This is a genomic window from Paraburkholderia graminis C4D1M (assembly GCF_000172415.1).
GTDB classification, from domain to species: domain Bacteria; phylum Pseudomonadota; class Gammaproteobacteria; order Burkholderiales; family Burkholderiaceae; genus Paraburkholderia; species Paraburkholderia graminis.
Genome location: NZ_ABLD01000003.1, coordinates 283,554 through 307,972 on the forward strand (window position 1 = coordinate 283,554; position 24,419 = coordinate 307,972).

The following is a 24,419-nucleotide window of genomic DNA, read 5'->3' on the forward strand; positions in this document are numbered from 1 at the left end:
CTCGCGAGAAGTGACTCCTTCATCGAGGGATGTCTCCAAATCTTTAACGCGGCTTCGGCCGCGTTTTTTTTCGTCTAAGCGTTCAGGCGAGCAACGCGGCTTGCTGCTCGATGCCGTCCAGCATTGCATTGCACTTGTCGATGAGCGCAAGTCCTTCGCGACGCGCCCGCTTCGGCTCGCTGATGACGCTGTGGCGATATTCGTCGAGCGCGCTGATGAGCGGCGGGTATTGCAGCACGCTAGCCGCGCCCATCACCCGATGAAGCCACTCGCGCACGAGAACCATATCGACGTTCTCGAGCAACGGCGTGAGCGACCGAACGTCTTCGCGCACGGAAGAAACGAACGAATCGAGCAAAGCCTTGACCGTCGATTCGCTGCCCCACAATTGCGTCATGTGACCGAGATCGACCGGGACGAACGGCTCGGCGGCGGTTGCTGAGGCCCCGGCAAGATCCGTGGCGTCAGCGGTTTCGGCCGGAGCCGCCTGCCACGCGCTGTCAATGCCGAACCAGCGGCTCAGATATTCACGGAGCGTGGCGAGGCGTGTCGGCTTGATGAGGCTCTCGTCCATGCCCGCCTCGCGGCACAGGTTGAGGTCTTCGGGCGCCGTGTTCGCGGTGACGCCCAGAATCGGCAGACGATGCGAAACGCCATGCTCCTGCTCTCTTTCCCGAATGCGCTGCGTCAATTCATAACCGGACACGTTCGGCATATGACAGTCGGTGATCAGGCATCCATAACTGGTGTGTTCGAGCGCGGTTAGCGCTTCCGCGCCGTCGTTCGCGACGTCGCACGCAAAACCAAGCAGCGCCAGTTGATGGCGAATCAACTCCTGATTCACCGGATGATCTTCAGCGACGAGAATCAGGCGGCCGCTCGCCATAGCCCGCTCGCGGTCCGGCGGCGCGGTGATGCCTTCGCGCACAGCCGACGCACCAGCCGACGGCGTCGGCGCGGACTGAAGTCCCGTCATGACCGCCGCGCACGCCGCACCGAGCCCGCGCCATGATATGGGGTTGATGCTCAGGCGCACGTTGGCGTCTTCGAGAATGCGGTAGCCCGTGGGCTTGGCCTTCTCCGTCAGCGAGATCACGCGCAGCTTGTGCGTGACGTTGGCGGGCAGCGTCAGGTCCTCGCTCACGAACAATAAGTCGACGTCGCGTAGCGTCGCGCTGCAACGCAAATCCTCGGCGTCTGCCGGAATGTGGTACAGGTCGAGCCCCAGCGCTTGCCCGAAGTGGACGAGCGCCTGGCCGACTCGCGCGTCGTTGGTCGCGACGAGACAGCGCTTGCCGCGCAAGCCGCTCACCGAATAGCGCTGCGTCTCGACCGGCATGCTGAGCCGCACGGTCATGCGGGTGCCGCGGCCGGGTTCGCTGTCTAGCGCCAGCGAGCCGTCCATCAATTGGATCAGCTTGCGGCAAATCGTCAAACCGAGGCCGGTTCCGCCGAAGCGGCGCGTAGTGGACGACTCGGCCTGCACGAACGGCTCGAACAGCTTTGCCTGCAGTTCCGCCGGAATGCCGATACCGGTATCTTCGACGATGACTTCGATTGTCTGAAGCTCGCCAGTCTGCGCAACCGCCGCCACGCGCACGTCCACGTGACCTTCGGGCGTGAACTTGATTGCGTTGCCGAGCAGATTGAAAAGCACTTGGCGCAGTCTCACGCTGTCGCCTCGCAGCGTGGCCGCGACGTCAGATGCAATGTCCACGCGGACTTTCAGACCCTTCTCGTGCGCGCGGCCGGCGAGCAGCCCCACGGCGTTGTCGACCATTTCACGCAGATCGATGGGCTCCGCTTCGATCGTCAGGCGGCCGGCCTCGATCTTCGAGTAATCGAGCAGATCGTCGAGGATTTGCAGCAGCGCGCCCGCCGACTCGTGAATCATGCCGAGCATTTCGCCCTGGTCGGAGTTGAGCGGCGTGCGCTCCAGCACCTCGACGAGCCCGAGCACGCCATTCATCGGCGTGCGGATTTCGTGGCTCATCATCGCGAAGAAGTCGTCCTTGGCGCGCGAAGCGGCCTCCGCCAGGTCGCGCGCCCGGGCGAGTTCCTCGGCACGCGCGTGCTCAATGCTCGCGTCCACCCAGTAGCCGCTCCATACGACGCCCCCGTCCGCTTCGCGGCGCGGCACCAGTTCGGCGCGCGTCCATTTGAACTCGTGTTCGCGGCCGAGACGAAACTCGACGAGCACCGGCGTTTCAAGACGCGCCGAACGTTCGAGTTCCGCAAGCACCACTGGCCGGTCTTCGTCGCAAATGCGCGCGAAGTCGGCATGTTCGAGGCATGTCTGCCTTATTCCGCTTTCGCCAAGCAGAAGTCTTGGCGCACCGCCGATGTAGGGAAACGAATAGGCGCCGTCCGCCGCGCGGCGCAATTGGAACACCACCGCTGGCAACGAACGGGTGACATCGAATAGCCGCCGCTCGGTGTCGCGCGCGCGCATTTCGGCACGCCGGATGTCGGTGATGTCGACCATGGTGCCGAGCGAACAGACCGGCTGACCGTCATTGCCGCGGCAGATGCTGGTCCAGAACAGGCCGTGCCGCAAATCGCCGGGGCCGCGCTCGAACTGAAGCTCGACCTGGGCCATGTCGCCGCCTTGCAGCAGGTCGAGCCTCATTTTCTCCAGCACGTCGCTGTTGGCTTCGCCCCACGTCTGAACGTCCATCGTGGTGCGTCCGAGAACCGCCTCGCGGCCTCGCCCGCATGCCGCTTCGTACGCACCGTTGACGGCGATGTAGCGACCTTGCAGATCCTGCGCGACGAGCGGATAGGGAACCATCTTCATCATGGTTTCCTGGAAGTTCAGTTGCAACGCGAGTTCGAGCTCGGTTTGCTTGCGGCGCCTGACTTCGCGCTGAAGGAGCAGATAAGCGCGCAACGTGACCAGCAACGCGACACCGATGCCGATCAGCACAGGCAAGAGGCGCACGGCAGTCACGCTCCACGTACCCGTTGCCGGTGCGTTGCCGGTCACCCATTTCTGCCGGATGCGCTGCCTCTCGGCAGGCGGCATGGCCAGCAACGCACGGTCGATCAGCCCGGCGAGCGGACTCAGGTCCGGGCGCACGGCGAAATCGAGGGCGTCCGACTCGCCGACCGTGCCCAGAATCTTTAGCACGCCCGAGTATTGCCGCTTGAGCATCGTGTCCACGGCAGCCACATTTTCCACGACGACGTCCGCTTCGCCAGAAGCGACCATGCGCAACGCTTCGTCGAGGCTTGGCGCGATGGCCAGGTGGTCCTTCGGGATGCGTTGGAACGCGAGCAGACCCGCCCCCGCGACATGCGACGACACCACGACGCGCCGCGCGGCAAAATCGCCGAGCGAACGTGCGGCGGGCTCGTCGTCGCGACCGACCATCACGAGCGGATAGCTTTCGTATGCACGGGTATGCCGCGCCTTCTGAAGGCGCGGATCGTTGCTCGAGCCCGTGGTGAGAATGGCCAGTTCGCCGCGCTGGAATGCGTCGATCGTACTCGGCCAGTCGGGCTGCCGCGCGCGGTTGAATACCACGCCGAGCGTGCGGCTCAGGTAGGCGAGATAGTCGGCGGTAATGCCGGCCGGATGCCCGGATGCGTCGATATAGCTGAACGGCGGCCAACTGCTGTCGAAGCCGACTTGCAACGGCGGCAGCGACCGCAGCCAGGCCTGCTCCTGCTGCGTCAGTTCCAGGCGCGATGTGGCGGATTCGGGTTTCGCGTCGAAATTGCCCGAGAGCCAGTGAACGCGAATGGCCGTATCGTCGGCCTGACTCATGGATGCCAACGCACGATTGAGCCGGTCGCGCAATGCAACCTGGTTGCGCGGCACACCGTACCGCAGTTCCGCGCTCCGGCTGGTTTCCCCGAACGCGACACGCAGATTGCGGAACTCGTCGGTGGCGAGTGCATATTGGATGGCCGGCGTGAAGCCCATGTAGACGTCTGCATCGCCGCTAGCAACCGCGGCGAGCGCCGCGTGCGTCGACGTAAAAGCGCTGATCTGGGCGCGCGGAAAGCGTTCGCGCAAAGAGCGCTCGAGCGCAAAGCCTTTCTCGATCGCGATGGACGCTGCCGCGACGCGCGCGGGGCCTTCGTACAGTTCACCGTCCCTGCGGACCACCGCCGATGTCGACGCGCGAAAATACGGCGCCGTGAAACTGAGGCATCGCTCGCGCTCGGGAGTGCGGGCGACGCTCATCAATAGATCAACTTCCCCCGCGCAGGCTGCGGCGAGCAGTTGCGGCATGTCGGGAAACGCCTTGGCCTCGATCACGACGTTCGGCCCGACCAGCGCACGCAGATAGTCGACGCTCAATCCGGTCAGCCGGCCGTCCTGCAGCGCGTCGAACGGCAACCAGTTGTCCGCGAGCACGCCGACGGTAATTTTCTGCGGAAAAGCTTCAACCGTCCGCACCGCAGCGGAATCCCCAAACGACTCCGCGACCGCTGCCGATTGCGCAGCGGCAAACAGAGCCAGTCCTACGAGACATAGGCAGACGCGCCGGAATACGCGCGCTATCGCGGCCCTTTCGAAGCCCATCGCGGTGAATTTCAGAGACACGGCGCGACTCAAGCGGCTTCGCTCTGCCGATCGGCAAGCGCAGCGGCAGACTGCTCGGATCTGCCGGACAGGACCGAAAACACAAAGCTCGCCACGACCCCGCCCGACATGGGCGCCGCCCAGAAGAGCCACAACTGGTCGAGCGCCCAGTCGCCGACGAAAAGCGCCTGCGCCGTGGAGCGCGCCGGGTTCACCGAGCCGTTAGTAACCGGAATCGACACCAGATAGATGAGCGCCAGACATCCGCCGAGGACCACGGGCCCGGCCACCTCCGCCTTGTATCGCGTGGCCACGAAGAGGCTCACCATGACGAACGCGAACGACAGCACGAACTCGATCGCGAGCGCGGAGTGCAGTTTGTAGTCCGAAGGAGAATGGTCGCCAAAACCATTGGCCGCGAATTCGCTCGCGCCCATTTCAAAGCCGGGGCGGCCGTTCGCCACATAGACGAGGAGCGCAGCGGCCGCGACAGCGCCGAGAATCTGCGCTGCGATGTAGGGCAGCAAGTCTTTGACGGGGAACCGTTGCGCGGCCGTGAAACCGACCGTGACAGCGGGATTGAAATGCGCGCCCGACGTCCCGCCGAACCAGTAGCTGGCCGTGGCGAGCGCGAGGCCGAACGCGAGTGAGACCTCGAGTACGCCGTACCCGTGCTGAACGGCGCCGGTGTTCAACACAATACTGCCGCAGCCGACGAAAACAAGCCATGCAGTACCTACGCCCTCGACCGACAACCGCTTACCTAGCACGGCCATGCCGCCCTCCTGTCGCGATGCAAGGCGGAAGGCGCCGCGAAATTTCTGCAGCACACCCGCCTCAAGTTCCCGGCTTTGAGCGGTCTAGCCTCGAGAAATAACTGCTTCTATGAGGCTAACGTCAGCAAAGGCCGAAGCTAATTCGCAACTATGTAGCGGCGAGGCGCGTCTACCAATCAGAAGAGTCCTAATTTCAGGACCGCGAGATGTCGGTATAGGGGCATGGCGTCAGCACGTCGCCTAGACCAGTCCGATTTGCCGCGCGTACTCGATGAGGTCGGATTCAGTCTCGAGACCCAGCTTGCGCATGGCGGTGCGCTTCTGAGTGCTAATGGTTTTTCCGCTGCGCTCGAGACGCTTCGCGATTTCGTGCACAGCGAGACCTTGCGTATAGAGCTGAAATACTTCCCATTCGCGCGCGCTGAGAACGCTGGCACGTAGTTGCGGAGGCGTCTCGCTGATCTCCAATACATTGCGCACTCGATCCGACAGATAGACGCCGCCCGACATTGCTGCACGGATCGCGTCGATCAACGCTGCTGTCGTGTCGCGCTTGTCCACTATTGCGCTGACGCCGAGGTGTAACAGCCCTGACAGCATATGCGCATGGCAGATCATGGTGAGGACAACGACAGGCGGATGCGCGCGCCCTCGCAACACGCGGCGCAGGAACGACACGGCGTTGCTCCCGCCGTCCAGTCCGGGCATGCCGATGTCGGATATGACGACATCGCACTCGCAGATGTCGAGCAATTCGGCGAGTCCCTGGGTGTCGGCCGCCTGCCCGACGATCTCGATTTTCGATGTGGCCTGCAGCAATCGCGTCACGCCGACGCGAACACAGTCGTGGTCGTCCGCCACGATAACGCGGATTTTGTCTGTCATTGTTTTCTTGACTTATCGACTGGCTGCCCAATACGAGATGTACTTCCCCAGGCAACGCCAATCCATTTTTTGTTCGCCGCGCCGGCCCGGCGCGACGTCCACTTGTAGCTATCGGTGCGCTAACGGCCTTCGGTGTGCGTCTCCGACACCACGCCATGCTCGACCGCGAACCGGAACAGTTCCGCGTCGCTATTTAACGAAAGCTTGCGCATGGCCGTACATTTCTGAGCGCTGATCGTCTTGACGCTGCGCCCGAGCCGGCCCGCAATTTCGGTGACGCCGAGCCCCGACGCGTACTGAGTGAATACTTCCAGCTCGCGCCGCGACAACACCGAACGCACGAAGTCGAGCCGCTGCATCGCCGCTGCCTTGGTAATGAGCGTGCGCACCGCCGGTCCCAGATAGCATTCGCCCGCGAGCGCCGTGACGATTGCCACGTGGATCAGATCGATACGGTCGCGCTTGCTGATCAGCGCGTCCACGCCGAGCGAGATCACGCTTTGCAGCGCTGCGGCCTCGGTCTCCATGGTGAGCACGATGAGCGCGACGTCAGGATAGCGCCTCCTGAACTGCCGCACGGCCTCGACTCCGCTGCCGTCTGCGCCGCCTGGCATGTACAGATCCATGAGCACGAGGTCACAGCCTGTGCGGTCGACCTCGGCAAAGAGCTCGGTCGCGTCGGCCGCGCGGCCGACGACCTCCATGCTCGGGTAGCCGCCTATCAGATTTTCGATCGCCAGCAGGACGAGCGGATGATCGTCCGCGATGATCGCCCGGACCGGTGTGCTTATTGCAGCGGTGTCGCCCATCGTCTACCTCTTCTCCATGTTCTGACTCCCGTCACCGTGTCCCGCGCAACCGGTCCCGCTTGATCATCAAGCATTACGATGGCCTTAAACATAAGATCGGTCCGAAACAACTTCAAAAACCGGATCGATTAATTGCTTAGCTATGCGATACAATCTTAAGAATTTAACTGGACCTGATGCACGAGAATAAACCAGGATCGTTAGTAACGCCAAGTTTTGTCATTGCTTCACGCTTTCGCCGAATAACAGTGCGGCGATGACATCCGAGAGAAGCGGCAATTTCCGCAATTGAGTGGCCTTCTACGAACATCCTGACGACCGTCGTCTGCATTCCCGACAGCGGAAGCGCCATCTTCCGATCGCAACCCGTCTCCGGTCTTGCGAGAAGTCTCGCAATCGAACTTCCGATATATCGCGCGCCGCTTGCAGGTTCGTCGATCGCACGCCACAGTTCGCGCGTCGACTCGCTCTTGCTTAGCAAGCTCACAGCGCCGTCCGCCGCAAGCGCGCGGAGAAGCGCAGGGTTGGTTGTCGTCGACATGACGACGATGCGCAGGCCCGGCCACTCGGCCTGGATATGGCGGATGAGGTGCAATTCATCTTCGATGAGGCCGGCGGGATCGGGCATCGACAGATCTGTAACCAGCACGTCGCACGGCGTGCGCCGCAGCAGTTCGATCAATGTCGTGGGACTACCAGCCTGCCCGACGATCGCGACGCCGGCACGCGTCTCAAGCATGCTTCTGACACCAAGCAGAACGAACGGATGATCGTCGGCAAGAACAATTCGAATGTTCACTAGGATTTTCTCGCGCTGAATGTAGGAATAGTTATCAGATACGCAGAACAGATTAAGACGCTCCACGCGTGTCCCGCCGCGGACACATTTGAATGTGAGCGCGCGGCACGACCATAAAATCACCACCCCGCGCAAAACTAAAATCGGAGCGCTCCTAATCCTGTAGTGAATCGAACCGCCAAAGGCTTAAATACCCAAAGTGAATAATTCGCGAAGGTCTACGCGGGGGAGATTGGCGCGCAAACCAGGCGCCATTAACACCGTCTTGCACACCGGCTTGCGCGGCGTCCAGATAAACGTCGCGCGAAATGGAAATACGCTGTGTGAAAATTCTTAACCCACGTCAACAGGTTTGCGTCACGCGCGCCGAATCCATGCGCGCAGCGCGCGGGAAAACCGGCAGCGCGAGCAACGCGCTCACACTCGCGACCGCCCACACCATCGGCCACGATCCGAGCGAGAGCAGCGGCGGAATCGCAAGCGGCGTCAGAAAAAGCGTGAGGAAAACGCAGGTATTGCCGATCGCGAGCGCAGTACCTGCGCGGTTCGTGCCGGCGAGCGTCGCGAGCTCGGTGAACGCGACGCCGTGCCATGCGGACGCGCTCACGCCGCCGAGCACGATCATTGACGCGAGGATCATCGTGACCGGCGTGAGCGCGACGTGCTGCATGCCGGCGACGCCGGTCGCGAGGGCAAGCGCGGCGAACAGTACGGCCGTGAGCAGACTGCAGCCGCGCATGTAGGCGCGCCGATTGCCGTGCCGATCCGTCCACCTGCCGCTGCAGACGCGCGCGATCGCCGCGCCGGCCTGCACCGCCGCCATCGCCACGCTGATCGTCAGCACGTCGGCGTGACCGAAGTCATGCAGAAACACGGTTCCGAACGTGACGACGGCAAGCTGCGGCACGCAAAGCGCGCCCGCTCCGAGCGCGACGCGCCAGATGCCGATTTCGCGCAGCGGCGAGGGGGTTTTGGCTTGGCTGGTGTTGGCGACGTTGGCCTTGGCGAGGTTGACCTTGGCGCCGTTGGTGTTGGCATGCACGGCACGTCCGCCGCCCGCCGCATCGGCTGCTCGTACGGCGCTTTCGCCACGCACCGCACGCGCACCTTGCGCGGCACCGTCAGCACGTACGATACCCACCGCGTCTACGGCACGCTGACCATTCGCATCGCCCGCAGCCTCTGCCGCATCCTCTGTCCTCGCACGATGCGCCGCGCCTCCATACGCCGCGCCCGCATCGCCGTCCACAACATGCGCCGGTTCATGCAGCCATCGCCATGCGAACCCCGCCGTTATCGCGCAACCCAGCGCCAGCACCGCATAAACGCTCACGAAGCCGAACCTCGACGCCAGCGCCGGCAACAGCAGCGCGCCAAGTCCACCGCCCGCCGGCACCGCCGTTTGACGAATGCTCATGGCCAGTCCGCGCTCGCCTTCACGAAACCACGCCATCACCGCGCGGCCGCTCGATCCGTTGACGCTGCCGCCGAGCAGGCCGACCAGCAGCAAGCCGACCGCCAGCGTCGTGACGTGAGGCACATGCGAGCCGAACGGCGCCGCGAAGAGCGCAAGGCCGGCGAGCGCCGCCGCGGTGGACAGCAGTCCCAGCAAGAGCACGCGACGGTCGCCCCAGCGGTCCGTCAAGAGTCCCCACGGCAGTTCACTGACCGCGATGCCCAAACCAAGCATGCCAAGCACGAGGCCGAGTCCCTCGTTGCCGAGGTGATAACCCGAGCGCAAATAAACAGCCGTCGTAGGAATGCCCGAGAAAGCCGCCGAAAAGCTCGCGTTCGCCGCGAAACCGACGCCCAGCACCTTCCATTTATGGCTCGCCGCGCGTCCGCCGGTGATGAAGCCGCTTGCCGATAATCCGTTTGCCATGATTCCTCCGCGATGATTTCGGAGGTATCCTACGGCGACGGCTTCCATCGGAAAAGCCGGAAATACAGATGCCATCCATCGGAACAAGCGAAACATGAGCCAGCGCGGATTCGATCTGACGCAACTGCGCACCTTCGTCGCCGTCGCGGAATCGGGCAGCGTGTCGGCAGGGGCGGAGCGCGTTTTCCTGTCGCAATCGTCGGTTAGCGAGCAGCTGAAAAAACTCGAGGAACGCGTCGGCCAGCCGCTCTTCGTACGCAGCAAGCAAGGCGTGAGCGCGACGCCTGCGGGCAGCCGCCTGCTCGAACACGCGCGGCGCATCATCGCAATGAGCGAAGCGGCGTTCGAAGACCTGCAAGGCCGCTCGCTCGACGGCGAATTGCGCATCGCGATCACCGACTATTACCGCCCGCACGACATCGCCCGCATCCTCAAGACGTTTTCCGAGCAGCATCCGCGTCTGAAGCTGCATGTCACGGTCTTGCCGAGCGCCGTGATCGACAGCCACGCCGCCGACGACGCCTCGTTCGACATCGGCCTCTCGTTGCGGCTCGTCACCGGCAACTCGCGAGCGAACGGCCGGCGCGGCGCGGCGCAAAGCACCGTGGTCAGGCGTGAGAAGCTGCTGTGGGTCAGCGCCGCCGATGCGAGTCCGCGCCCCGCCTCGCCGTATCAACTGGTGCTGCTGCCGTCGAGTTGCCAGTTGCAGCGCTTCGTCGTCAAACTGCTCGACGAAAACAAGGTGCCCTATGTGGTGTCCCACTCGGCTTCGGGCGTGGCCGGATTGCAGCTCGCGTTAAAGGCGGGGCTCGGCATCTCGTGCCTGAATGAATCGTCGATTGGCGCGGGCGTGATCGCGTGCCCGCCCGGCATCGGCTTGCCCGCATTGCCTGCCGTCGAATTCCATCTATTGCCAGGCCGAATTGGCGAAAGCGAACGCGTGAGCAATGCGCGCCTAGCGTTGATGCGGCTCTTCAGTTAAGCACATCGGACTGTCACATTCGCCCGCCGTGGAATTTGCGTGCAGTGCAAATTGAAGCATTGAAAGCGCTTTGAAGCGCATCTATGATGGTCAGAGACGAATCAACGAGCCGCCGTCTTCGGCACATACACGCGCTTGCTTGATTTGAATCAAGCAATTGCATCGCAATGGCGAATCAACTTTATTGTCCAGAATAAGCTTCCCTTCGCAGTCTGTGCTGTCGTAAGAGAGAAAGTGATAGACCCGCTGTGCGTGGTGACTGGAAAGCAGCCCAGTCGCGAATGCGGGCGAAGCAAGCCGACAAAAAAACGTTTCCCAGCGAGGCCCGACGTGCATCGTAGAGCTTGGGGATTTGCCATTGTGTTTATGCTCCATCTCTTATGGAGCGGCGCCGCGCTAGCGGCCGGCAATGCAGCCGGCGCAATGCCTTCGGCCATGGACGAGCGCGTGCGCGCCTGCACCTCGTGTCATGGCGTGCAAGGTCAGGGCCTCAATAACGATTACTTCCCGCGCATCGCCGGCAAGCCCGCCGACTATCTGTTCAATCAACTCATCGCATTCCGCGACGGCGGCCGTACCTATCCGCCGATGGGTTACCTGGTCGCATTTCTCCCCGACGAGTATTTGCACAAGATCAGCGAGTACTTCGCCGATCTTCAGCCGCCTTATCCGAATGCCGATCACTCCGACGTCTCGCCCGCGGTGCTCGCCGCCGGTCAGCGGCTCGTGATGCAAGGCGATTCTGCGCGCAAGATTCCCGCGTGCATCGCGTGTCATGGCGCGCGCATGACCGGCCAGCAGCCGGGCATTCCCGGCCTGCTCGGTTTGCACGCGAGCTATATCGCCGGCCAGATGGGCACCTGGCGTTCGGGCACACGCCACGCGCTCGCGCCGGATTGCATGCACTCGATCGCCGTGAAGCTGACCGACAAGGACATCACCGCAGTGTCCACGTGGCTCGCGCGCCAACCGCGTCCTGCCGATCCGCGGCCCGCGCCGGCATCGGCGGAGCGCTTGCCTCTCGCATGCGGGAGCCAACCGCAATGAAACCGACACTTCGTCCGCCTCGCACGCCGATGCGCCGCCGCTTCGCGCTGCTCGCCGCCGCGGCGCTCGTATGCGGCAGCGCGATGCTTGCGCGCATGGCCGTGCCGTTGCCGCTCGTCGTCGCCGAAGCTCGTGCCGCGGAAAGCGCAGCAGTTCAATCCGGCGCAGCCGCCGACACGCGTCCCGACATCGTCAAGCGCGGCGAATACCTGGCGCGCGCGGGCGACTGCGTGGCCTGCCACACGGCGCCGCGCGGCCGGCTGTTTGCGGGCGGCCTCGCGATGGAGACGCCGTTCGGCACGCTCTATTCGCCGAACATCACGCCGGACGCGCAATACGGCATCGGCACATGGAGCGAGGACGCGTTCTTCCGGATGATGCGCACCGGCATCACGCCCGAAGGCAAGCTGCTTTATCCGGCGATGCCGATTGCGCAGTACACCAAAGTCACGCGCGAGGACTCGGACGCGATCTTCGCTTATCTGAAGTCCGTCGAACCGGTGCGCGAGGCGAACCACAAGCACACGCTGCGCTTCCCGTTCAATCAGCGCAAATTGCTATACGGCTGGCGCACGCTGTATTTCCGCGAAGGCGAGTTCAAGCCCGATCCGACTCGTTCGGTCGAATGGAATCGCGGCGCGTATCTGGTCGAAGGACTCGGGCACTGCACGATGTGCCACACCAAGATCAACATGCTCGGCGGCTCGTCGCAAAGCGAGCAGTTTGCCGGCGGGCTGATTCCGGTGCAGAACTGGTATGCGCCCTCGCTCACCTCCGACAAGGACGGCGGCCTCGGCGACTGGAGCATCAAGGACATCGTCGATCTGCTGCAAGCGGGTATCTCTGACCGTGGTGCGGTGTATGGCCCGATGGCCGAGGTCACCTACCACAGCCTGCAATACATGACCGACGAAGACGCCAAGGCGATGGCCGCGTATCTGAAGACGCTGCCGGACAATCGCGGCCGCAAGTCGGGGCCGTCGGCGGCGACCAACACCAACGTATTCGCGCTCGGCGAAAAGATCTACGCCGACAAGTGCGCGCTGTGCCACGGCGCAAAAGGCGAAGGCAAGCTGCAGCACTATCCGCCGCTCGCCGCGAACCAGTCGATCGAAATGGACTCCGCGGTGAACCCGATCCGCATCGTGCTGAACGGCGGCTTCCCGCCTGGCACGCGACGCAACCCGGAGCCCTACGGCATGCCGCCTTTCGCGCAGGAATTGAACGACACCGAAGCCGCCGCCGTCGTGACGTATATCCGCACCGCGTGGGGCAATCACGGCAAGCCCGTGACCGCACGCGAAGTCAATGAACTGCGCAAGGCGCCGCTGCATTAGCGCGGCATGTCCCGTAGCGGCAGCAGCCGCGATTGAACCGCCGCATCGGAAACTGGAGAAGCCCTTGATGGAAGCGAACGATACCCGCACCGCGGGCCGATCCACGGATGAAGACGTCGAACGCGTGGTGGCCGCCGGTCCGCACGGCGCCGTTGCGGTGGCGGGCGTGGCTACGCTGATCGTGATGGCGATCTGGTTCGGCTTCTACTTCCTCGTGTTTCTGCCGCGCGGCGTCGTGCACTGATCATGTCCACCGAACCGCAACCTCAACATCCACCAGGCAGCGGCCACGCGGTCGCGCTGCGCGCCGAACGCCGCTGGGCGATCTTCGTCAGCGCGCTGATCGTACTCATGCTCGCCGTGATCGTGTACTCCGGACTGCATTGGGCGATGATGCCGCCGTCGCGCGTGGAAACCATCGACCCGTCGCGCCTGCAACTCTCGGGCGAATTCGTCGAAAACAATCTCGGCAGCGCCGTCGAGCCGGACGGCTCGGTGATCGTGCGTTTCATCGCGCAGCAGTATTCGTTCACGCCGCAGTGCCTGCTTGTGCCCGCAGATACGCCGATCACGATCCGCACGACGAGCGCCGACGTCGTGCACGGCCTGCTCGTCACCGACACCAACATCAACACGATGGTCGTACCCGGCTACGTCGCGACGCTGAACACGCGCTTCGACGCGCCCGCCGATCACACCATGCCCTGTCACGAGTTCTGCGGCTTCGGTCATCAGGCGATGTGGGCGCATGTGAAGGTGATCGACAAAGCGGCCTTCTTCGAGCAGGCCCGACAAACACGGAGGCTGAGCTGTGTTTCACGCTAAGCGACTCGTTCTCGCGCATTTCTGGCTCGCCTTTATCGCGTTCATCATTGCGCTCTTTCTCGGCGCCTGGCAGATGCTGGTGCGCAGCCCGCTCGCGCCTTGGATCGGCGACCCGGAACTCTACTACCGCTCGGTGACCGCGCATGGGTCGGTCATGGCCTACGTGCTGCCGACGCTGGTGTCGATGGGCTTCGGTTATGCCATCGTCGAGCTTGCGCTCGCGCAGCGCCTCGCCGGCCTCAAGTGGGCATGGGCCGCGTTCATCATGCTGGCGGTCGGCGCGGTGATGGCGATGGTGCCCGTGGCACTCGGCAAAGCCTCGGTGCTCTACACCTTCTATCCGCCGATGATCGGCAGCCCTTTCTATTACCTCGGCGTGGTGCTGGTGGTGGTCGGCTCATGGATCTGGGTCGCGCTGATGCACGTGAATCTGCGTATCTGGAGGCGCGCGAACCCCGGCAAACCGGTGCCGCTTGCGATGTTCGCCAACGTTGCGGGCGCGTACCTGTGGGCGTGGACCGCGGTCGGCGCGGCGCTCGAAATCCTCTTTCAGATTCTGCCGGTCGCGCTCGGCCTCACCAATACGATCGACGCCGGCCTCTCACGCATCCTGTTCTCGTGGACGCTGCACGCGATCGTCTACTTCTGGCTGATTCCCGCATACATCGCGTACTACACGCTGGTGCCGCGAGCCATCGGCGGGCGGCTTTATAGCGATTCGATGGCGCGCGTGTCGTTCATTCTGTTTCTCGTCTTCGCGATGCCGATCGGCATTCACCATCTGTTTGTCGATCCGCAGGTCGGCTCGGGCTTCAAGTTTTTGCACGCGGTCTTCACCGGAATGGTGTCGGTGCCCACGCTGCTGACGGTGTTCACGATTTGCGCGTCGGTGGAAATTGCCGGCAGGCTGCGCGGCGGCAAAGGCGCGTTCGGCTGGCTCACGGCATTGCCCTGGCAGAATCCGATGATGCTCGTCATCGCGTTCTCGTTCGTGATGCTTGGGCTCGGCGGCGCGGGCGGCCTTATCAACATGAGCTATCAGTTGAACTCGACGGTGCACAACACGCAGTGGGTCACCGGGCACTTCCATCTGATTTTCGGCGGGGCGATCGTCATCATGTACTTCGCGATCGCTTATGAACTGTGGCCGCAACTGACGAGCCGCGCGATCGTGTCGGTGAAGCTCGTACGCACGCAGTTGTGGCTATGGTTCATCGGCATGCTGGTGGTCACGCTGCCGTGGCATTACGTCGGCCTGCTCGGCGCGCCGCGCCGCATGGCTTACTACGACTACAAGATGCCGGGTCTCGAATCGCAGGCGTTCTGGGTCGGCGTGTCGGCAGTGGGCGGCCTGATTCTCGCGGTATCGGGCGCGCTCTTCATCTACATTCTCGCGAAGTCGCAGTTCGGGCCCGCGGTTGAGCAGCAACGCTTCCGCTTCGCGAGCGCGGTTCATCCGGTGGAACGCGTGCCGGCCGCGTTGAATACCTTCGGCTTGTGGGTCGCCCTGATGATCGGCCTGACCGTCGTCAATTACAGCGTGCCCATCGTTCAATTGCTCAAACTGCCGCAGACTTCGGTGCCCGCGGTCGTCGTCGGAGCCCAGCGATGAATCAGGAACGCGTCTTCAGCTTGCGCAACCCGTGGTTCACGGTGAGCGTCGGCGGCACGCTCGCGATTGCCGTCATCGCGATACTGATCGGCTTTGTCTGGCTGCCTTCGGCGAATAGCGCGTTCGCGGGCCGCGGCTTGTGGGCAACCATCTGCGGCGCGGCGGGCGCGCCGTCGAGCTGGTATGGCGGCGCGAACGTGGCGGGCCCGGCGCCGAGCGACGTTGTCGTGCTGCCGCCGTTGCGGCGCATGCGGGCCGACGCGGATTCGATCGGGCGCGGCGCGACGATCGCGACGCAGAACTGCTCGATGTGCCACGGCGTGCTCGGCACGGTGCAGGTCACGGCGCCCGCATTGGCGGGTCAATACGCTGATGTGGTCTACAAGGAGTTGCGCGATTATCAGCAAGGCGTGCGGCAAAACTCGATCATGCAGCCGATCGTCGCGGCCCGCAGCGATCAGGATCTGCACGATCTCGCGGCTTACTATGCGTCACTGCCGCGAGGTCCGGCAGCGGAAGTCGCGCCGACCGGCAGCACGCCCGATGCGAACGCCGTGCGGCTCGCGATGCAGGGCGATCCGCAGCGCAATATCGCGCCGTGTGCGGCGTGCCACGGACAGCTCGACCGCAAAGGGTCAGCGCCGTGGCTCGGCGGGCAGTCGTCGATTTATCTGGCCGCGCAAATGCGGGCGTTTGCTTCGGGCGCGCGTCGCAACGACATCAATGAGCAGATGCGCAATGTGACGCGGCAGATGACGTCGGCGGAGATAGATAGTCTTGCGAAGTATTATGCGGCTATGCAGTAAGGCGGGCTTCAGAGGACGCGCGTTGTTGGCGGTGCGTTGTTCGCGGTGCGTTGTTCGCGGTGCGTTGTTCGCGGTGCGTTGCTGGCGGTGCGTTGCTGGCGGTGCGTTGCTGGCGGTGCGTTGCTGGCGGTGCGTTGCTGGCGGTGCGTTGTTGGCGGTTCGTTTGTTCGCCGTGCGGTACGGCTCAGCGCGCCGCCACCTGACGCACCCGACCGCGCCTCGCCTCACCCGTCAAACCGCTCACAAACGCATCAAGCAGCGACGAACTCATCCGCCTCGTTTGTCGCAAACTGAGCCGCAACGCCGTTGCCGTTGCCACGACTTAAGCCCGCCGTGACCCGCGACGACGAACCACCCTCCGTCTGAAACACAGCCACCGCCGACGTCAACCTTCGCGCCTGTTCCTCCAGCGAACTCGCGGCCGCCGCGGCTTGCTCGACGAGCGCGGCATTCTGCTGCGTGACTTCATCCATTTGCGCGACGGCGAGATTCACCTGGTCGATACCCGCGCTCTGCTCGGTTGCCGCTGCCGCGATCTCGCCCATGATCGAGCTCACACGCGAGATCGCCTGCACGATTTCGCTCATCGTCGAGCCCGAGCGCTCGACCAGTTGCGAGCCGTTTTCGACGCGCGCCGTCGACGCGTCGATCAGCGCCTTGATCTCCTTCGCAGCCGCGGCGCTTCGCTGTGCCAACGAACGCACCTCGCTCGCGACGACCGCAAAACCGCGGCCCTGCTCACCGGCACGCGCCGCCTCGACGGCCGCGTTCAGCGCGAGAATGTTGGTCTGGAAAGCGATCCCTTCGATCACGCCGACAATGTCGGCAATACGCCGCGAGTCGTCGACGATCTCGTGCATCGTGCCGACCACCTTGTCCGCCAGCTCGCCGCCCTGAGCAGCGAGCGTCGATGCGCCTTGGGCAAGTGAGCTCGCCTGCTTCGCGTTGTCCGCCGTTTGCTTGACCGTCGACGTAAGCTCTTCGATGCTCGCCGCCGTTTCCTCGAGCGACGCAGCCTGTTCTTCCGTGCGTTGCGACAAATCCGTATTGCCGGCGGCGATTTCGCTCACGCCGCTGTCGATGGATTCCGTGCCTTGCCGCACTGACGTCACCGTCGCGATCAGCGATTCCTGCATCTTGCGCAGCGCCGCGGCGAGGCGCCCCATTTCGTTGTTGCTCGTCACGACGATGCGGCCCGTCAGGTCGCCATTCGCGATCCGCTGGAACTGCGCGATGGTCGCATCGACCGGAGTCACGATTGCGCGCACCAGCACCGCGCGGCCGATCAGGGAACCGAGCAGCGACACGACGATGCCGACCGCCACCGTCACGCAGATCGCGTAAAACAGGTCTTGTGCGCTCTGATAGCGCTGCGCGCCGTGATCGAGTTGGAGTTGTTCGAGCGCGAGCATCGCTTTTTCATAGGCGCTGTACAGCGACGGCAGCTTGCGCGCCTGCAATTGCTGGAACGTAGGATGGTCGCCCGCCTTCAACGCGGCGAACGCCGGTTCCACGCCTTCGTGCAGGAACGTGTCGCGCTTCGTCTGCATGTCCTTGATCAGCCGCTGCTCGGTTTCGTCGGCGCTGGCGCGGCTCAAATAGTGGGCGAGGCGTTCGTCGGACGCTTTCTGATACTGATCGAAGCGCTTGAGTACGGCGTTCGCGCCGTCCTGGTCGTTCAGATCCACCAGCGACGAATAAGTGGCCAGCGCGAGACGCAGCCGCAGCAACTGGCCGGCACTGCCTTCAAGATCGGCGACGGCGGGCGTATCCACGGTGTACATCTGCTGCAGCGACGCGTTGCTCGAGCGCAGCGACAGAAGCCCGGCCGCGGCGCCCAGCAGCAGCGCGGCGGCAAAGAAGGCGATCATCAAGGTAAGGCAACTGCGAATCGACAGATTTTTCAGCATCGGGCTAGTCTCCATTTGGGCTGCCTGACCGAATACTCAGTGAAAATGTGCCCGGCCACGCGTGCTGCGCCCAAGCCCGTTCGGCATGGTCCGCAACTTTTGTCAGAATTTAAGCGAATGCCACAGATAGGGACTACGGCGAAATAACTGGAAACTTTATGGTGATGACGCAAGCGTTTGCGTCGCATCAACATTTCGACGACGGCAACCGGCCTCGAAGCGCCGCATGGCGGGCCCGCCGGGTTCGTGGCACGCTAGCCGGATGCCGCCTGTCGACGCGAGCGCCACTGGGAGCACTTTTATGTCGGAAATAGGCTCGGCTCTGCTGGTTTTCGTTCTGCTGCTCGTGGCGACGGGTTTTGGCGTATGGCTGCGGCCGCTGCTGCCCGAGGAGCACAAGGCGCACGAAACGGTGCAACTCGTGCAACTAGTGATCGGCATGCTGGTGACGTTCGCCGCGCTGGTGCTGGGTCTGATGACGGCGTCGGCGAAATCGAGCTTCGACACGGCCGCGAACGATTTGCGCACCTACGCCGCCGACATCATCGAACTGGACACGACGCTCAGGGAGTACGGCAGCGACACGGACGCGGCGCGCAAGCTGTTGCGCGTCTACACGGCGGCGGCCGTTGCATCGACATGGCCGCGCGAGCCGGCGCCGGCCGGCGATTACCCGAAAAACCTCGGCTCGCCCGACAACTCGCAGAAACTGGAAAACGTGCGGCTCGGAGATTTGCTGACGTCGGTCGGCCGGCAATTGCGGCAGCTGCGCGCGCATGACCCGCTGCAACAACACGCACTCGACGACAGCCTCACGCAGTTTCGCCGCGTCGTGGACGCGCGCTGGAAAATTATCGAGGAAGCGCATAGCTCGATTTCGCAGCCGTTCTTCAAGACGCTGACGTTCTGGCTTTGCGTGATCTTCCTGAGCTTTGGGCTGATCGCGCCGCGCAACGCGCTGGCGCTAGTGACGATTACGCTCGGGGCTGTGTCGATTGCGTCGGCTATTTATGTGATCGTGGATCTCGATACGCCGCTGACCGGGCCGATCATGATTTCGAGTGCGCCGATGCGGGATGCGTTGGCGCATTTGGGGCGGTGACGACGGCTGAAAAGAAAAAACCCCGCGAGGAAGCGGGGTTTTGCTGGCTTTGCGCTACGGGCCGATCAGAACGGAATATCGTCATCCATCTCATCGAACCCACCGCCGGCCGGCGCGCTCGGACGGCTGGAACCACCACCACCGCCGCCAGCACCAGCACCACCGCCGCTGCCGCCACGGGAACCGCCGCCCGACATCGCACGGCCGCCGCCACCGCCACCACCGCTGCGCTCCGACGGCTCGCCGCGGCTATAGCCGCCTTCATCGCCGCCGCCCATCGAGCCGCCGCGGCCGCCCAGCATTTGCATCTGCTCGGCAACGATTTCCGTCGAGTAACGGTCGGTGCCGTCCTGCGCCTGCCACTTGCGGGTGCGAATACGTCCTTCCAGATAGACCGACGAGCCTTTCTTCAAATATTCGGACACGATCTCCGCGAGGCGGCCGAAGAACGACACGCGATGCCATTCGGTGGCTTCCTTCATCTCGCCGGATGCCTTGTCCTTGTACCGATCCGTCGTGGCAAGGCGGATATTCGCCACTGCGTCGCCGCTCGGAAGATAACGGACTTCCGGATCGGCTCCGAGATTGCCGACGAGAATGACCTTGTTCACGGATGCCATGAGTTTCTCCTGTTGATTCCATGTCGGGCGGCGCGGCAATTCGCGGTTCGCGTCTCATGGCCTGCGGGCCGTGGATCGGAATGCGCCTCTGCCCGCCGCCGGGTGAGTTCTGGGTGATGCCGGGATAGGCCCCGAATATGCTGCGTGCGCCGCGAAATTCTTCAGGCCTTGCGCGGCGGCTGTTTCATCTTTGCGGCGATTATAAGCCAGCATAAGACGAGCCCCGAGCACGCAAAAAACACCGTGCTGGGGCCATCCACTTTCAGCAGCCAGCCGCCGATCATGCCGCCCAACGCAAGACCGATGGATTGCGTCGTGTTGTACACGCCGGCAGCCGCGCCCTTGCGGTTGCCCGGCGCCAGTTTCGACACCAGCGAAGGCTGCGACGCCTCGAGAATATTAAAGCCGAGAAAGTACACAAAGAGGATGGCTGCCACACTCAGAATCGTATGCGGAGCGACGCCCAATAACAACTGTCCGAACAGGATAAGAGCGATCGCAGAGAGCAGCACGGTTTTCATCTGTCCGCGCTTTTCCGCGGCGATGATCGCCGGCACCATCATCACGAACGAAAGCCCCATGACCGGCAAATACACCTTCCAGTGCGACGCGACCGGCAGGCCGCCGGCTTCCAGAATGCGCGGCACGACGAGGAACAATGCCGTTTGAGTGGCGTGCAAAACGAGCACGCCGAAATTCAGGCGCAGCAGTTCGACGTTGTGCAGCACTTCGGCGAACGGCGCGCGCACATGCACGGGCTTCGGCGCATCGGGCACGACCCACAGCACGACGCCCACGGCCAGGATCGAAAACACGCCGACCAGCGTGAACAGCCCGCTCATGCCGACCCAATGAAAGACGATCGGCGCGCCGACAATCGCCACCGCGAACGACATGCCGATGCTGCCGCCGACCATCGCCATCGCCTTCGTGCGGTGCTCTTCCGCGGTGAGGTCGGCGATAAAAGCAATCACCGCCGACGACACCGCGCCCATGCCCTGAATCACCCGGCCGACGATGATCCACGTCATGTCGTGCGCGCCCGCCGCGACGAAGCTGCCGAGCGCGAAGATCAGGAGCCCCGTCGCGATGACCGGCTTGCGGCCCACCTTGTCGGAGACCCAGCCGTAGAAGATATACAGCATCGACTGCGTGACGCCGTACGCGCCGAGCGCGATGCCGACGAGCAGCACGTTGTCACCGCCGGGAATCGTCTTCGCGTAGATGGAGAACACCGGCATGATCATGAAGAGACCGAGCATGCGCAGCGCGAAGATGGCGGCAAGCGACACGGTCGCGCGCAGTTCAGGCGCGCTCATGCGTGAAGATGTGGCGGACGGATTGGACATCGGAAGCGTTCTTTGAATGAGCTGGTCGCGGACCGGGCAGCACGGCCGGACGGCTTTCCCGGGAGACGCCTTGCACTGACGGAAAACGGCCCCAGTTAGATTTTTGCCGCAGCGCCTGGCCGCAGTCTTACAGCACGCCTAAGGCCTTGTTGAGGCCGTCAGGAAGCCGTAACGGCGGCCTTGAAAAGTCGTTATAGTAGCAGGTTTAGCCTCTTCCTCTTTCCGCAGTTCATGGAATAAATCCGTGGAACAAATCCGTATTCGTGGGGCTCGCACCCACAACCTGAAGAACGTCAATCTCGACCTACCACGTCACAAGCTCGTCGTTATTACCGGTCTTTCCGGCTCGGGGAAATCGTCGCTCGCGTTCGACACGCTCTATGCGGAAGGGCAGCGGCGCTACGTCGAAAGCCTGTCGGCCTACGCACGTCAATTCCTGCAATTGATGGAAAAGCCCGACGTCGATCTGATCGAGGGCCTGTCGCCGGCCATCTCGATCGAGCAGAAGGCCACCTCGCATAATCCGCGTTCGACGGTCGGCACCGTCACCGAGATTCACGACTACCTGCGGCTATTGTTCGCACGCGTCGGCACGCCCTATTGCCCGGACCACGAAATCCCGCTCGAGGCGCAAAGCGTGTCGCAAATGGTCGACGCGGCGCTCGCGTTGCCGGACGAAACGAAGCTGATGATCCTCGCGCCGGTCGTGGCCGACCGCAAGGGCGAGCACGTCGAACTGTTCGAGGAAATGCAGGCGCAGGGCTTCATCCGTTTCCGTGTGCGCTCGGGCGGCGGCACGGCCAATGAAGGCGCCGCGAAGATCTACGACGTCGACTCGCTGCCGAAGCTGAAGAAGAACGACAAGCACACCATCGACGTGGTCGTGGACCGCCTGAAGGTGCGTCCCGACATGAAGCAGCGTCTCGCGGAATCGTTCGAAACCGCGCTGCGTCTCGCCGACGGCCGCGCGATCGCGCTCGAAATGGACACGGACAAGCAGCATCTGTTCAGTTCCAAGTTCGCGTGCCCGATCTGCTCGTATTCGCTTCAGGAACTGGAGCCGCGGCTCTTCTCGTTTAACAATCCGATGGGCGCGTGCCCGGAATGCGACGGCCTCGGCCAGATTACTTTCTTCGATCCGAAGCGGGTGGTCGCGCATCCGTCGCTGTCGCTTGCGGCTGGCGCGGTGAAGGGCTGGGACCGGCGCAACCAGTTCTACTTCCAGATGCTGCAAAGCCTCGCGGCGTTCTACGATTTCGACATCGACACCGCCGTCGAAGACCTGCCGGAAAAGGTCCGCAAGATCCTGCTGTTCGGCTCGGGCAAGCAGGAAATTCCGTTCTCGTACATCAACGAGCGCGGGCGCGCGTCGGTCCGCGAGCACGTGTTCGAAGGCATCATTCCGAATCTCGAACGGCGTTACCGCGAAACCGATTCGGCCGCGGTGCGCGAGGAACTCGCCAAGTACCAGAACAATCAGCCCTGCCCCGCGTGCGCGGGCACGCGGCTGCGCCGCGAAGCGCGCTTCGTGCGGATCGGCGCGGACGGCGACGCGCGCGGCATCTACGAAATCAGCGGCTGGCCGTTGCGCGATGCGCTCGGCTACTTCCAGACGCTGCGCCTCGAAGGCTCGAAGCGCGAGATCGCCGACAAGGTCATCAAGGAAATCGTCGCGCGGCTCATGTTCCTGAACAACGTCGGGCTCGATTATCTGTCGCTCGAACGCAGCGCCGAAACGCTGTCGGGCGGCGAGGCGCAGCGCATTCGCCTCGCGTCGCAGATCGGCTCCGGCCTTACCGGCGTGATGTACGTGCTGGACGAGCCGTCCATCGGACTGCATCAGCGCGACAACGACCGGCTGATCTCCACGCTCAAGCATCTGCGCGATCTGGGCAACTCGGTGATCGTGGTCGAGCACGACGAAGACATGATCCGCATGGCCGACTACGTGGTCGACATGGGTCCGGGCGCGGGCGAGCATGGCGGCATGGTGATCGCCGAGGGCACGCCGAAGCAGGTGCAGGCCAATGCGGCTTCGATGACGGGGCAGTACATGTCCGGCGCGCGCACCATCGAGTATCCGGACGAGCGCAAGGACCCCGACGAGCGGCATCTGCGCATCGTCGAGGCGCACGGCAACAATCTGCGGCACGTCACGCTCGATCTGCCGGTCGGGCTGCTGACGTGCGTGACCGGCGTATCCGGCTCGGGCAAATCCACGCTCATCAACGACACGCTGTATCAGGCGGTCGCGCATCACCTTTATGGGTCGTCCACGGAGCCCGCGCCGTACGAGTCGATCGAGGGACTGGAGCATTTCGACAAGGTGATCAACGTCGACCAGTCGCCGATCGGCCGCACGCCGCGCTCCAATCCGGCCACTTACACGGGCCTCTTCACGCCGATCCGCGAGCTGTTTGCGGGCGTTCCCGCCGCCAAGGAGCGCGGCTACGACCCGGGGCGTTTCTCGTTCAACGTGAAAGGCGGGCGCTGCGAGTCCTGTCAGGGCGACGGCGTGCTGAAGGTCGAAATGCACTTTCTGCCGGACGTATACGTGCCGTGCGACGTCTGCCACGGCAAGCGCTACAACCGCGAAACGCTCGACGTGCAGTACAAAGGCAAGAACATCAGCGAAGTGCTCGACATGACCGTCGAGCACGCGTACGAGTTCTTCAGGCCGGTGCCGGTCGTCGCGCGCAAGCTGAAAACCTTGCTCGACGTGGGCCTCGGCTATATCCGGCTGGGGCAGTCGGCGACCACGCTGTCGGGCGGCGAGGCGCAGCGCGTCAAACTATCTCTGGAACTGAGCAAGCGTGATACCGGTCGCACGCTATACATTCTCGACGAACCCACGACCGGGTTGCACTTTCATGACATTGCGCTGCTGCTGGAAGTTATTCATCGGTTACGCGACCAGGGTAATACCGTCGTGATCATCGAGCATAATCTCGATGTAATCAAAACTGCCGACTGGGTCATCGACATGGGTCCGGAAGGCGGCGCGGGCGGCGGCCAGATCATCGCGCAAGGCACGCCCGAGCAGATCGCGAAGTCCAAAGCAAGTTTTACCGGTAGATACCTGGCGCCTTTGCTGAAACGCGCGGCCAGTAAAAAGTAACGCTGCACAACACGGGTTGGAGACGG

Annotated in this window: 18 protein-coding genes; 9 read left to right on the forward strand and 9 right to left on the reverse strand. The window is 63.4% G+C overall.

Translation table 11 applies throughout. From position 1 onward, the window contains the following. Positions 1 to 82 precede the first annotated feature (82 nt). From BGRAMDRAFT_RS07000 to BGRAMDRAFT_RS07025, 6 genes are all read right to left on the reverse strand, one after another. Positions 83 to 4,534, reverse strand: a complete 4,452-nt coding sequence (locus BGRAMDRAFT_RS07000) for an ATP-binding protein (protein ID WP_083803801.1) — start codon at positions 4,532 to 4,534, stop codon at positions 83 to 85. A gap of 29 nt (positions 4,535 to 4,563) precedes the next feature. Beyond that, positions 4,564 to 5,310 (reverse strand): aquaporin Z, encoded by a 747-nt coding sequence (gene aqpZ / locus BGRAMDRAFT_RS07005; protein WP_006047995.1) that lies wholly within the window; start codon positions 5,308 to 5,310, stop codon positions 4,564 to 4,566. 240 nt (positions 5,311 to 5,550) lie between these two features. After that, positions 5,551 to 6,195, reverse strand: a complete 645-nt coding sequence (locus BGRAMDRAFT_RS07010; RefSeq protein WP_006047996.1) for a response regulator — start codon at positions 6,193 to 6,195, stop codon at positions 5,551 to 5,553. 119 nt (positions 6,196 to 6,314) lie between these two features. Further along, a complete protein-coding gene (locus BGRAMDRAFT_RS07015) occupies positions 6,315 to 7,004 on the reverse strand; it encodes a response regulator (protein WP_006047997.1) in 690 nt (229 codons plus the stop codon). Positions 7,005 to 7,167: 163 nt separating this feature from the next. After that, positions 7,168 to 7,869, reverse strand: coding sequence for a response regulator (locus tag BGRAMDRAFT_RS07020; protein ID WP_006047998.1), 702 nt, complete (start codon positions 7,867 to 7,869; stop codon positions 7,168 to 7,170). Positions 7,870 to 8,146: 277 nt separating this feature from the next. Beyond that, the gene (locus BGRAMDRAFT_RS07025) at positions 8,147 to 9,685 is read right to left on the reverse strand and encodes an MFS transporter (RefSeq protein ID WP_006047999.1); all 1,539 of its coding nucleotides are present in this window, start codon (positions 9,683 to 9,685) and stop codon (positions 8,147 to 8,149) included. Between the two features lie 94 nt (positions 9,686 to 9,779). Here BGRAMDRAFT_RS07025 and BGRAMDRAFT_RS07030 point away from each other — a divergent pair, with 94 nt between their 5' ends. The 7 genes from BGRAMDRAFT_RS07030 to BGRAMDRAFT_RS07055 all read left to right on the forward strand — a co-directional run bounded on the left by BGRAMDRAFT_RS07030 (position 9,780) and on the right by BGRAMDRAFT_RS07055 (position 16,294). Then, positions 9,780 to 10,667, forward strand: coding sequence for a LysR family transcriptional regulator (locus BGRAMDRAFT_RS07030; protein ID WP_006048000.1), 888 nt, complete (start codon positions 9,780 to 9,782; stop codon positions 10,665 to 10,667). Between the two features lie 366 nt (positions 10,668 to 11,033). Beyond that, entirely contained in the window at positions 11,034 to 11,714 is a 681-nt protein-coding gene (locus tag BGRAMDRAFT_RS07035; RefSeq protein ID WP_408282186.1) for a c-type cytochrome, read from the forward strand. Continuing rightward, positions 11,711 to 13,051, forward strand: a complete 1,341-nt coding sequence (locus tag BGRAMDRAFT_RS07040) for a c-type cytochrome (protein ID WP_006048002.1) — start codon at positions 11,711 to 11,713, stop codon at positions 13,049 to 13,051. The genes BGRAMDRAFT_RS07035 and BGRAMDRAFT_RS07040 overlap by 4 nt, the downstream gene beginning before the upstream one ends. 67 nt (positions 13,052 to 13,118) lie before the next feature. After that, positions 13,119 to 13,295 (forward strand): hypothetical protein, encoded by a 177-nt coding sequence (locus BGRAMDRAFT_RS34935; RefSeq protein WP_006048003.1) that lies wholly within the window; start codon positions 13,119 to 13,121, stop codon positions 13,293 to 13,295. A gap of 2 nt (positions 13,296 to 13,297) precedes the next feature. Next, complete coding sequence (locus BGRAMDRAFT_RS07045; RefSeq protein WP_006048004.1) at positions 13,298 to 13,876, forward strand: cupredoxin domain-containing protein; 579 nt, start codon at positions 13,298 to 13,300, stop codon at positions 13,874 to 13,876. Continuing rightward, a complete protein-coding gene (locus tag BGRAMDRAFT_RS07050) occupies positions 13,863 to 15,488 on the forward strand; it encodes a b(o/a)3-type cytochrome-c oxidase subunit 1 (RefSeq protein WP_006048005.1) in 1,626 nt (541 codons plus the stop codon). The genes BGRAMDRAFT_RS07045 and BGRAMDRAFT_RS07050 overlap by 14 nt, the downstream gene beginning before the upstream one ends. Beyond that, positions 15,485 to 16,294, forward strand: coding sequence for a c-type cytochrome (locus BGRAMDRAFT_RS07055; protein WP_006048006.1), 810 nt, complete (start codon positions 15,485 to 15,487; stop codon positions 16,292 to 16,294). The genes BGRAMDRAFT_RS07050 and BGRAMDRAFT_RS07055 overlap by 4 nt, the downstream gene beginning before the upstream one ends. A gap of 251 nt (positions 16,295 to 16,545) precedes the next feature. Here the strand turns inward: BGRAMDRAFT_RS07055 and BGRAMDRAFT_RS07060 are convergent, their stop codons facing one another. After that, positions 16,546 to 18,204 (reverse strand): methyl-accepting chemotaxis protein, encoded by a 1,659-nt coding sequence (locus BGRAMDRAFT_RS07060; RefSeq protein WP_006048007.1) that lies wholly within the window; start codon positions 18,202 to 18,204, stop codon positions 16,546 to 16,548. 301 nt (positions 18,205 to 18,505) lie between these two features. Here BGRAMDRAFT_RS07060 and BGRAMDRAFT_RS07065 point away from each other — a divergent pair, with 301 nt between their 5' ends. Then, on the forward strand, positions 18,506 to 19,306 hold the full coding sequence (locus BGRAMDRAFT_RS07065) for a bestrophin-like domain (protein WP_006048008.1): 801 nt from the start codon (positions 18,506 to 18,508) through the stop codon (positions 19,304 to 19,306). 65 nt (positions 19,307 to 19,371) lie between these two features. On the opposite strand, the gene BGRAMDRAFT_RS07070 is transcribed toward BGRAMDRAFT_RS07065, so the two are convergent. Together BGRAMDRAFT_RS07070 and BGRAMDRAFT_RS07075 are read right to left on the reverse strand one after the other, a co-directional pair. Next, positions 19,372 to 19,926, reverse strand: coding sequence for a single-stranded DNA-binding protein (locus tag BGRAMDRAFT_RS07070; protein ID WP_006048009.1), 555 nt, complete (start codon positions 19,924 to 19,926; stop codon positions 19,372 to 19,374). 161 nt (positions 19,927 to 20,087) lie between these two features. Then, positions 20,088 to 21,275, reverse strand: coding sequence for an MFS transporter (locus BGRAMDRAFT_RS07075; RefSeq protein ID WP_029969720.1), 1,188 nt, complete (start codon positions 21,273 to 21,275; stop codon positions 20,088 to 20,090). A 244-nt stretch (positions 21,276 to 21,519) separates the two neighbouring features. On the opposite strand from BGRAMDRAFT_RS07075, the gene uvrA reads away from it, so the two are divergent. Then, a complete protein-coding gene (gene uvrA, locus BGRAMDRAFT_RS07080; RefSeq protein ID WP_006048011.1) occupies positions 21,520 to 24,393 on the forward strand; it encodes an excinuclease ABC subunit UvrA in 2,874 nt (957 codons plus the stop codon). Positions 24,394 to 24,419: the final 26 nt, after the last annotated feature.